The sequence below is a fragment of the Mycobacterium sp. TH-M103 genome (assembly GCF_057473785.1).
Genome location: NZ_JBYCLG010000171.1, coordinates 1 through 10,494, shown reverse-complemented (window position 1 = coordinate 10,494; position 10,494 = coordinate 1). Strand labels below are relative to the sequence as shown.

Sequence of the window (10,494 nt, the reverse complement as noted above, 5' to 3'; positions counted from 1 at the left end):
TGAGCCCGGAGACGCAGCGCGCGGTGGCGCCGGCCAAGCAGTGGGGCGTCTTCGTCCTGCTGTTCCTGATCCTGGCGCCGGCACTGAATCGCTGGCTCTTCGGCATCGTGTACGTGCTGTTCGACTTTTCCGGGGTGCCCCACGTGCTGGTGGGGTGGGGCAACTCGCTGACCCGGTTCTGGAGCGCCTGGTTCTGACGCCCCCGGCTAAAGCCCGAGCGCCTGGCGGGCCGCGGGATCGCAGTCGTCGAGCAGGTCCACGCAGCGGGCGTACTCGTCGGTCTCGCCGATGGCGTCGGCGGCGCGCGCCAGCGCCGCCACGCACCGCAGGAAGCCGCGATTGGGCTCGTGGGAGTACGGCACCGGGCCGAAACCCTTCCAGCCGTTGCGGCGCAGTGCGTCGAGGCCCCGGTGGTAGCCGGTGCGGGCGTAGGCATACGCAGTGACGGCCTTGTCCTCGGCCAGCGCCTCCTCGGCCAGCGTCGCCCACGCCACCGACGCCGTCGGATGGGCGGCGGCGACGATGCTCGGGTTCTCCTTGGCGAGCAGTTCGGCTTCGGCTTCAACGTCCCCCGGCAGCAGGATCGGATCAGGTCCCAGGAGATCACCCATCGACGTCATGGACCCCATTGTGCCGTTTCCCGTTTGCGCGTCACGGCGCGCCTCGGCCGCGAGCCCAACCGGGTGGCGGGTCGCTAAGCTCCCGACTATCCACTCGTAGGAGGACAGCAGCGCTCATGGTCAATCCGCCCGAGCCCGACCGCGAGCACCCGGTGGAACCCGGCGACGAAGCAACCGAGAGCTACCCGGTGGTGCCCGACGATCCGGAGACCGAGACCGTCGTCATGAACAAGTCCGAGCGGGGCGAGGCCCCCGAGGCCGATTCCGACAACCAGGAGCGCGAACGCCGCTTCACCGCGCCCGGATTCGACGCCAAAGAGACCACCGTCATGCCCACCGCCCCCGAACCCGCCACGGAGGTTTTCGCCTCGCCGCCCGGGAACCCGGCTGGGCACGCGGGGCAGCAGCAACCGAAAGCCGCTGTGCCACAATCGATTCCACCCCGGCTCGGGGCGAAGCTGCGGACGTCCCCGAACGTCAACTGGGGTTGGGTGCTGGCGCTGGTGGTGCTGATCCTGGCCCTGGCGGCGATCGCGATCCTGGGCACCGTGCTGCTGACCCGCGGCAAACACTCCAAAGCCTCGCAGGAGGACCGGGTCCGGCACACCATCCAGGTTTTCGACGCCGCGGTGCAAAGGGGGGATCTGACAACGCTGCGGACCCTCACGTGCGGGACCACGCGCGACGGCTACGTCGACTTCGACGAGCACGAGTGGGCGGAGACCTACCGCCGCGTCTCGGCCGCCCGGCAATATCCCGTCATCGCCAGCATCGACCAGGTCGTCGTCAACGGCCCGCACGCCGAGGCCAACGTCACCACGTTCATGGCCTACGACCCCCAGCTCCGCTCGACGCGCAGCCTGGACCTGCAGTACCGCGACGACCAGTGGAAGGTCTGCCAGTCCGCCGGCGGCTAGCCCGGTGACCCGGCACTTCCCCGACTTCACGGCCCCCGCGGGACGGCGCCGGTATGTTGAGAAATCGTGAGCACAGCGGTGACGGCCCTGCCCGACATCCTCGACCCGATGTACTGGCTGGGCGCCGGGGGCGTTTTCGGCTCGGCCGTACTGCCCGGGATCCTGGTCATCGTCTTCATCGAGACCGGTCTGCTGTTCCCGCTGCTGCCCGGCGAGTCGCTGCTGTTCACCGGCGGGCTGCTGTGCGCGCACCCCCACCCGCCGACGGACATCTGGGTGCTGGCGCCGTGCGTCGCCCTCGTCGCCGTGCTCGGCGACCAGACCGGGTACTTCATCGGGCGCCGCATCGGTCCGGCGCTGTTCAAGAAGGAAGACTCCCGGTTCTTCAAGAGGCACTACGTGACCGAGTCGCATGCCTTCTTCGAGAAGTACGGCCCCTGGGCGGTCATCCTGGCGCGGTTCGCGCCGTTCGTGCGGACGTTCGTCCCGGTGATCGCCGGGGTGTCCTACATGCGCTACCCGGTGTACCTGGCGTTCGACATCGTCGGCGGCATCGCCTGGGGTGGTGGGGTGACGCTGGCGGGCTACTTCCTGGGCAGCGCGCCGTTCGTGCACCAGAACCTCGAGAAGATCATCCTGGGCATCCTGGTCGTCTCGCTGCTGCCGGCGTTCATCGCCGCCTGGCGCGGGTACCGGGGACGGCAGCGCGGCGCGCCCGAGGAGCGCAAGCAGATCACGATCCCCGACCGGTGACGCTGCAGGCGGCCTCCATCAGCAGCCATCCCGACAGCTGCACCGACAGGTCCCGTTCGGCGACCCCCGACCCGCTCACGGCGCCGTCGACGAACCGCGCCTGCGCCCCGGCCCCCGGCCCCGCGGTGGGGATCTCGGCGTCGCGGTCCCAGGACGGGCCGAACAGCGGCAGCCCCTCCACCGTCTGCCGGTAGTCCCACGCCGACTTCGCGCTGGCCAGCACGATCGTGCGGGCGGTGTCGCGGGCCGCGGCGTCGGCGGCCCCCTCGCCCGGCAGCGCGGTGGCCACCAGCGCGAGGTAGCGGGCGGTGATGCCGGCGAACAGGCCGCCGTCCCCGCCGCCGGAGCCCCGCAGCACCCCCGACGGCGCCATCTGCTCCCCGACCGCGGCGACCAGGCGATGCACCCGCGGCGCGTGCCGGTCGTCGTGGGTGCGCGCGGCGAGTTCGGTTTCCAGCCCGAGCACCACGCCCTGGCAGTAGGTGTACTGCGCGCGGACCAGCGAGCCGCCCTTGATGCCGTCGAACACCAGGTGGGTCTCGGGGTCGATCAGGGTTTCCTCGATCCAGTCGGCCATCTGCTGGGCCCGCCGCAGCCGGTCCGAGTAGCGGGCGAGGAAGATCGCGGCCGGGCCGTTGGCCGGGGCGTTGAAGAACTGGTCCTGCTTGCGCCACGGGATGCCGCCGCCGTCCTCGGGCACCCAGGCCTTGACGAACTGGTCGGCGAGCTTGGGCAGCGCGCGCCGGCGCTGCACGCCGGCGATCCGGGCGGCGCGTTCCAGGGCCAGCGCCAGCCACGCCATGTCGTCGTAGTAGCTGTTGGTCCACGAGAAGTTGTTGCGCAGCCGGTGACTTCGGACCTGCCGGTTGATCCTGGTGCGCCGGTGCGGCTGCGGGTCGCGCAGCTGCGCGTCGAGGAGGCATTCCAGCAGATGCGCCTGCCACCAGTAGTGCCAGCTGCCGAACAGCCGGTCGCGCCGCGTCGGCGGCCACGCCACCACCCCCAGCTGGGTGCCCGGCAGCGCCCACAGCCGCTTCAGGTGTCGTTGCACCACAGCGGCTTCGCAGCTGGCCGCCCGGTTGGCCCATAGCTGATCCATAACCGTCGATCCTGCCTCATCGCCCGGGCGTGACCTACTGTTCTCCAGGTGAGCTACCGGCAAACCGTCTCGGGGACCAGCTACACCTTCGACGGGCTGGTCGACGTGCTGGCCAAGGCGACGCCCCCGCGTTCCGGCGACCAGCTCGCCGGGTGCGCCGCCGGCTCCGACGCCGAACGCGCCGCGGCCGCGTGGGTGCTCGCCGACATCCCGCTGGCGTCGTTTTTGTCCGACGTGGTCGTGCCGTACGAAACCGACGAAGTGACCCGGCTCATCATCGACGGCCACGACCGCGAGGCCTTCGCCCCGGTCGCCCACCTGACCGTCGGCGGTTTCCGGGATTGGCTGCTGGACAACGCCTCCCGCACCGATGCGGCGGTGCGGCTTGCGGCCCTCGCCCCCGGGCTCACCCCGGAAATGGTTGCCGCGGTGTCGAAGATCATGCGCAACCAGGACCTGATCCTGGTGGCCGCCGCCGCGACCAACACCGCGGCCTTCCGGACCACCATCGGCCTGCCGGGCACGCTCGCGACCCGGCTGCAACCCAACCACCCCACCGACGACCCCCGCGGGATCGCCGCCGCGCTGCTCGACGGCCTGCTGCTGGGCTGCGGTGACGCGGTGATCGGCGTCAACCCCGCGACCGACTCGCCGGCCGCCGCGTCGGACCTGCTGCACCTGCTCGACGACATCCGCCGGCGGTTCGCCATTCCCATGCAGTCGTGCGTGCTGTGCCACGTGACGACCACCATGGAACTCATCGACCGCGGCGCGCCGGTCGACCTCGTCTTCCAATCGATCGCGGGCACCGAGGGGGCCAACTCGGCGTTCGGTACCTCCCTGGCGATGCTGAGGCAGGCCGACGAGGCGGCCCGCTCGCTGCACCGCGGCACGGTCGGCGGCAACGTCATGTACCTGGAGACCGGGCAGGGTTCGGCCCTGTCGGCCGGGGCCCATCTCGGCGTCGGCGGCAAACCGGTCGACCAGCAGACGCTCGAGGCGCGGTCCTACGCGGTGGCCCGGGCGCTGCGGCCGCTGCTGGTCGACAGCGTGGTCGGGTTCATCGGGCCGGAGTACCTCTACGACGGCAAGCAGATCATCCGCGCCGGCCTCGAGGACAACTTCTGCGGGAAGTTGCTCGGCCTGCCGATGGGCGTCGACGTCTGCTACACCAACCACGCCGAGGCCGACCAGGACGACATGGACACGCTGCTGACCCTGCTGGGCGTGGCGGGCACCGCGTTCGTCATCGCCGTTCCCGGCGCCGACGACATCATGCTCGGCTACCAGAGCCTGTCGTTCCACGACGCGCTGTACGTGCGGCAGGCGCTGGGGTTGCGCCCGGCGCCCGAGTTCGAGGCCTGGCTGGCGGGCCTGGGCATGGCCGACGCGCAGGGCCGGATCCTGCCCGTCGACCTCGCGACGTCGCCGCTGCGGCAACTGGCGGCGGGCTGATGGACGCTGCCGACGTGTGGGCGCCGCTGCGGGCCACCACGCAGGCGCGCATCGGGCTCGGGCGGGCGGGCAACTCGCTGCCCACCCGGCGCGTGCTGGAGTTCCGGGCCGCGCACGCCGCGGCGCGCGACGCCGTGCACGACCCGCTCGACGTCGACGACCTCGTCGCGCGGCTCCGCGGTGTCGGCGTCGCCGAGCCGCTGCGGGTGCGCAGCAGGGCGGCCTCGCGCGGGGAGTACCTGCGCCGGCCCGACCTGGGCCGCAGCCCGTGCGACCTGTCGGGTCTGCCGGAGACTGGGGCGGACATCGGTGTCGTGCTCGCCGACGGGCTCTCGCCGCGCGCCCTGACCGACCACGCCGCGGGCACCCTCGCGGCGCTGCTGCGCGAATTCGGCGGCCGCTACCGCATCGCCCCGCCGGTCCTCGCCACCCAGGCCCGCGTGGCGCTCGGCGACCACATCGGTCAGGCGCTCGGCGTCGCAACGGTTCTCGTGCTCATCGGCGAGCGTCCGGGGCTCTCGGTCGCCGACAGCCTGGGCATCTACCTGACGCAGCACCCGGCGCCCGGGCTCACCGACGCGGACCGCAACTGCATCTCCAACATCCACCCGCCCGACGGCCTCGACTATGCGACCGCCGCGGCGATCACAGCCGCGCTGGTCGCCGGGGCCCGCGAACTCGGCCGCTCGGGTGTGGGCCTCAAAGACACAACGCGAGCAGCAACTGGCGCAGCCCGGTCAGTGAGTGCGCCGGCAGAAACAGGTCGCAGTACGGCAGCGCGGCCGCCATCGAACCGGTCACCGGCTCGAAACCCGGCTGGGCCGCACGCGGATTGAGCCAGGCCACCACGGCGGCGCGGCGACGCAGCCGGGCCATGGCGCGCGCCAGCACGTCGGGGGGATCGCCGTCCCAGCCGTCGGAGGCGACGATCACCACCGCCCCGCGCAGCGCGTTGCCGTGCGGCGGGGACAGCAGGGCGGCCAGGCTGCGGCCGACGGAGGTGCCGCCGTAGCGGTCGGTGACCGTCGCCTCGGCGCGCTGCAGGGCCACCTCGGCCGAGCGGTGCGACAGCACCGCGGTGAGCCGGGTCAGCGACGTCGAGAACGCGAACACCTCCGGGCGGATCCCGGCCCGGCGCACGCCGCGCCCCTTCGTCAGGGCCCGCATCAGGTGCAGATACATCGCCGCGTAGGGCCGCATGGAGCGGCTCACGTCGCAGACCAGGACGACCCGGCGGGGCCTGCGCCGCGGCCGGGTGCGCGCCAGGGCGATCGCCTCGAAGCCGGTCTTGCGCGAGGCGTTCATCGTGGCGCGCAAATCGATGCGCTTGCCGGCGGCGCTGGGCTCGAACCGCATGCTGCGCCGCCGCGGCCAGCGCACGACGGTCTCCTCGAGCCAGTCCCCCAGCAACCGCAGGTCGCGGGCGTCGAAGCGGTCGAACGGTTCGTCGGCGCGTGCGGCGATGCGGCTGGGCAGCACCTCGGGGACCGGGACGCGCGCGGCTCCCGGGTCGTCGTCGTCGTGCCCGGCGGCGGCCCGCGTCGCCCAGGGCAGGCCCCCGGGCAGCCCGGATTGGGCTTCGGCGCCCCGCACCGGGCCGGGGGCGCGGTTGGAGAGTTGTTGCGCCGCGACCAAACTCGTGGAACGCTCGGCTTCGCCGGCGCCGAACACCGCCGCGAACACCGCGTCGAAGGCGCCCAGGTCGTCGGCCCGGTCGACCAGCGTCAGCCGGGCCGCCCAATACAGCGCAGACCCGGTGCGGGTCCCCAGCAGCCGCAGCGCCTGCACGAAACCCGCCGGCCCGTCGGCCGACACGTGCACCCCGGCACCGCGCAGCCGCGCCACCAGGGCGGCCGCGAAGGCCGCCAGGTCGACGCCCCGCAACAGCGCCGGGCCGCTCATGGGGGACGTCAACGCCTCCGGCGCATGACCCAGATCAGCACCAGCACGGCCAACACCGCCAGGGCCAGTGCACCGTACTTCTTGAGCTGGTCGCCGCCGGCCAGCTCGAGCAGGTCGATGGGTTCGGGCTCGGGGGCGGGCCCGGCGGGGTGGTGCGCGGGCGCCGGCGCGGCCGAACCGTTGCTCGGCGGCATCGCCGGCGCGTTCTCGGCGGCCAGCTTGGCCTCCAGCGACTCCACGAACTGGCCCAGCAACTTCTCCGAGACCTGTTGCAGCATCCCACTGCCGAACTGCGCCAGCTTGCCGACGATCTTGAGGTCGGTGTCCACGGTGACGCTGGTGCGGTCGCCCTCCTCGTGCAGCTGGGCGGTGACCGTGGCGGCCGCGTTGCCGGTGCCGCGCATCTCCTTGCCCTTGGCGTCGATGACCGCGCGGTACTGGCCGCGGTCCTGCTCCACGAAGTGCACCTTGCCGCTGAATTCGCTGGTGACGGGGCCGACCTTGATCTTGACCTTGCCGGCGTAGTCCTCGCCCTCGTGGCCGGTCAGCGCGGCCCCCGGCATCAGCGGGATCACCTGCTCCAGGTCGCACAGCACGTCCCACGCCTTGTCGATGGGCGCACTGACGGTGAACTGGTTGGCGATCTTCATGCTGCGGGTCCTCTCAGGTAAGGCTGCACTCGGTGAAGGCTACGTACGCGTCGCGAATCAGCGTACGGTCGTCCGGCGTCTTGGCCAGCGCCCCCAGGGTCATCTGCGCGGCCGGGTCGACCAGCTGGGCGACTCTCAGCGAAACCAGCGCGGCCACCCAGTCGATGGTCTCGGCAACTCCGGGCGGCTTGTCCAGGTCGAGTTCGCGTGCGGCACGGACGAACTGGGCGGCACGTTCGATCAGTGCGGCGGTGGCCCCGGGCACCGTGCGCCGCACGACGGCGGCGGCACGGGCCGGCTCCGGGTAGTCGATCCAGTGGTAGAGGCAGCGGCGGCGCAGCGCGTCGTGCAGGTCGCGGCTGCGGTTGGAGGTGAGCACCGCGATCGGCGGGCGCTCGGCGACGAAGGTGCCCAGCTCGGGCACCGTCACCGCGGACTCGCCGAGGAACTCCAGCAGCAGCGCCTCGAATTCGTCGTCGGCGCGGTCGATCTCGTCGATCAGCAGCACAGGCGGGCGGGGGCCGCGGTGCCGCACGCAGCGCAGGATGGGCCGGTCCACCAGGTAGGCCTCGGTATAGAGATCCCGTTCGTCGATCCCGGTACCGCTCGCCTCGGCCAGCCGGATGGACAGCAGCTGGCGCTGGTAGTTCCAGTCGTAGAGGGCCTCGTTCGCCGTCAGGCCCTCGTAGCACTGCAGCCGGACCAGCGGGGTGTCCAGCACCGCGGCAAGGGTTTTCGCGGCGGTGGTCTTGCCGACGCCGGGCTCGCCCTCGAGCAGCAGCGGCCGGCCCAGCGTGACCGCGAGGTAGATCGCCGACGCGGTCCCGGTGTCGAGCAGGTAGTCCCGCGCGTCGAACCGGTCGATGACGTCGGCCGGGCTCTCGAAGATCGCCCTCATGCGCCGGCTCGGCCCGCGGCGAACGCCGCCCGGCATCCTGGGCCGCAGAACCAGTAGTCCACCCCGGCCACCTGCAGGTGCTCGGCGGCGGGCGCGGCCGAAACCGTCATGCCGCAGACCGGGTCGATCGCCCCGGGCGCGGTGCGCACCGCCGCGGGCGGCAGGCCCGGGCCGCCGGCGCCGCGGATGGCGGCGACGAGTTCGGCCGCGATCGACACCGCGATCTCGGCGGGCGTCTTGGCGCCGATCGGCAGACCGACCGGGGTGTGCACGCGGGCCCGCTCGTCCCCGGAGAGGGAGAGCGAGTCGAGGATCGAGGCGCCGCGCACCCTGCTGGCCACCAGACCGATGTAACCGATGCCGTGATCCAGTGCGGCGCGGATGATCCCGGCCTCGGGGCCACCGTGGCTGGCGATCACGACGGCGGTCGGCAGGGCCGTGACATCGACCGGGTCGGCGTCGGCGCGCGCGTCGTACCCCAGCACCGCGCACACCCGGACCAGCGCTTCGGCGATCGGCGTGGCGCCGTGGACCCGGATCAGCGGGGGCGGCAGCTGCGGGGTCAGGAAGATTTCCAGCGATCCGCCGGACAGGCACGGGTTGACCACCACGCAGGCGCCGGGCGCCTCGGGGAAGTGCACGTCGCCGTCGGGAAGCACTCGCAGCAGCACGCTTTCGTTCGTCTGCAGCGCGCCCAGCGCCGCCTTGCGGACCGAGTTCTGCGCGCACTGGCCGCCGACGAAACCCTCGATCGTGCCGTCCGCGAGCAGGATCGCCTCGTCGCCCGGGTAGACCGAGGTGGGCGGCTGGGCCCGCACCACCGTCGCGTGCACGAACGGTGTCCGTGCCGCCAACAGCTGCTGGGCGCGCTCGCCGATGATGGACATCAGATGGGGGGCCTCGCTCTGCCCTGCATGGCCTCCCACACCCGCGACGGCGTCAGCGGCATGTCGGCGTGGCGAACGCCGAACGGCGCCAGCGCATCGACCACCGCGTTGACCACCGCGGGCGGGGAGCCGACGGTGGCCGACTCGCCGATCCCCTTGGCGCCGATCGGGTGGTGCGGCGACGGCGTCACGGTGTGCCCGGTTTCGAGATGCGGCACCTCCATGGCGGTCGGGATCAGGTAGTCCATCAGCGAGCCGCCCAGGCAGTTGCCGTCGTCGTCGAAGGCGATCCACTCCATCAGCGCCATCCCGATGCCGTCGACGACGCCGCCGTGCACCTGCCCCTCGATGATCATCGGGTTGATCCGGGTCCCGCAGTCGTCGACCGCCAGGAAGCGCCGCACCTTGACCACCGCGGTGCCCGGATCGATGTCGACTACGCAGAAGTACGCGCCATAGGGGTAGGTGAGATTCGAAGGGTTGTAGCACACTTCGGCGTCCAGTCCGCCCTCGAGACCCTCGGGCAGGTCGCCGGCCCCGTGCGCGCGCATCGCGATGTCGGCGATCGTCACCGACGCCGACGGGTCGCCCTTGACTCTGAACGTGCCCTTCTCCCACTCCAGGTCGGCGACCGACACCTCGAGCATGCCCGAGGCGATGATCTTGGCCTTGTCGCGGATCTTGCGGGCCACCATCGCCGCGGCCGCACCCGAGACGGGCGTCGAGCGGCTGCCGTAGGTGCCCAGGCCGAACGGCGTCTGGTCGGTGTCGCCGTGCACGACGTCGATGTCGTCGGGCGGAATGCCCAGTTCCTCCGCGACGATCTGGGCGAACGTCGTCTCGTGGCCCTGGCCCTGGGTCTGGACCGACAGGCGCACAACGGCTTTGCCCGTCGGGTGCACCCGCAGCTCGCAGCCGTCGGCCATGCCCAGGCCCAGGATGTCCATGTCCTTGCGTGGGCCGGCCCCGACCGCCTCGGTGAAGAACGACATCCCGATGCCCATCAGCTCGCCGTTTTGCCGCCTGCGCCTCTGTTCATCGCGTAACGCCTCATATCCGACCATGTCCATGGCCTTGCGCAGGGTGGTCTCGTAGTCGCCGGAGTCGTACACCCAGCCGGTCTTGGTGGTGTAGGGAAACTGCTCGGGGCGCAACAGGTTTCGCAGCCGCAGCTCGGCGGGGTCCAGCTTGAGCTCGTAGGCCAGGCAGTCCACCAGCCGCTCCACCAGGTACACCGCCTCGGTGATCCGGAAGGAGCACGCGTAGGCCACCCCGCCGGGCGCCTTGTTGGTGTACACCCCGGTCACCCGCGA

The 10,494-nt window shown here is 72.0% G+C and carries 9 protein-coding genes and 3 pseudogenes; 5 read left to right on the top strand and 7 right to left on the bottom strand.

The genetic code is table 11. From position 1 onward, the window contains the following. Nucleotides 1–197: pseudogene (locus AC2VOR_RS09575) on the top strand (site-2 protease family protein); the annotation flags it as partial. A 9-nt stretch (nt 198–206) separates the two neighbouring features. Here AC2VOR_RS09575 and AC2VOR_RS09570 read toward each other — a convergent pair. Continuing rightward, a complete protein-coding gene (locus AC2VOR_RS09570; protein ID WP_486963676.1) occupies nt 207–620 on the bottom strand; it encodes a DUF3151 domain-containing protein in 414 nt (137 codons plus the stop codon). Nucleotides 621–736: 116 nt separating this feature from the next. Here AC2VOR_RS09570 and AC2VOR_RS09565 point away from each other — a divergent pair, with 116 nt between their 5' ends. Both AC2VOR_RS09565 and AC2VOR_RS09560 read left to right on the top strand, forming a co-directional pair. Then, entirely contained in the window at nt 737–1,537 is an 801-nt protein-coding gene (locus AC2VOR_RS09565) for an Rv0361 family membrane protein (protein WP_486963675.1), read from the top strand. Nucleotides 1,538–1,603: 66 nt separating this feature from the next. Beyond that, complete coding sequence (locus AC2VOR_RS09560) at nt 1,604–2,290, top strand: DedA family protein (RefSeq protein WP_407686884.1); 687 nt, start codon at nt 1,604–1,606, stop codon at nt 2,288–2,290. On the opposite strand, the gene AC2VOR_RS09555 is transcribed toward AC2VOR_RS09560, so the two are convergent. Then, nucleotides 2,271–3,389 (bottom strand): glycoside hydrolase family 76 protein, encoded by a 1,119-nt coding sequence (locus AC2VOR_RS09555; protein ID WP_407686885.1) that lies wholly within the window; start codon nt 3,387–3,389, stop codon nt 2,271–2,273. The two genes, AC2VOR_RS09560 and AC2VOR_RS09555, sit on opposite strands and share 20 nt — an antisense overlap. Before the next feature lie 48 nt (nt 3,390–3,437). Between AC2VOR_RS09555 and AC2VOR_RS09550 the strand changes: the two genes are divergently transcribed. Next, complete coding sequence (locus AC2VOR_RS09550; protein WP_486963674.1) at nt 3,438–4,844, top strand: ethanolamine ammonia-lyase subunit EutB; 1,407 nt, start codon at nt 3,438–3,440, stop codon at nt 4,842–4,844. Next, nucleotides 4,844–5,560: pseudogene (eutC, locus tag AC2VOR_RS09545) on the top strand (ethanolamine ammonia-lyase subunit EutC); the annotation flags it as partial. The gene AC2VOR_RS09550 and the pseudogene eutC, both read left to right, overlap by 1 nt. Here the strand turns inward: eutC and AC2VOR_RS09540 are convergent. The 5 genes and pseudogenes from AC2VOR_RS09540 to AC2VOR_RS09520 all read right to left on the bottom strand — a co-directional run. Next, nucleotides 5,544–6,746 (bottom strand): vWA domain-containing protein, encoded by a 1,203-nt coding sequence (locus AC2VOR_RS09540; protein ID WP_369740933.1) that lies wholly within the window; start codon nt 6,744–6,746, stop codon nt 5,544–5,546. The pseudogene eutC and the gene AC2VOR_RS09540 sit on opposite strands and share 17 nt — an antisense overlap. A gap of 8 nt (nt 6,747–6,754) precedes the next feature. Further along, nucleotides 6,755–7,396, bottom strand: coding sequence for an SRPBCC family protein (locus tag AC2VOR_RS09535; RefSeq protein WP_369740934.1), 642 nt, complete (start codon nt 7,394–7,396; stop codon nt 6,755–6,757). Nucleotides 7,397–7,409: 13 nt separating this feature from the next. Beyond that, complete coding sequence (locus tag AC2VOR_RS09530) at nt 7,410–8,294, bottom strand: AAA family ATPase (protein ID WP_369740935.1); 885 nt, start codon at nt 8,292–8,294, stop codon at nt 7,410–7,412. Between the two features lie 164 nt (nt 8,295–8,458). Continuing rightward, nucleotides 8,459–9,181 (bottom strand): annotated as a pseudogene (locus AC2VOR_RS09525) (XdhC family protein); the annotation flags it as partial. Continuing rightward, nucleotides 9,181–10,494 (bottom strand): molybdopterin cofactor-binding domain-containing protein (locus AC2VOR_RS09520; protein ID WP_486963673.1); only part of this gene is annotated, 1,314 nt, incomplete at its 5' end. The gene AC2VOR_RS09520 and the pseudogene AC2VOR_RS09525, both read right to left, overlap by 1 nt.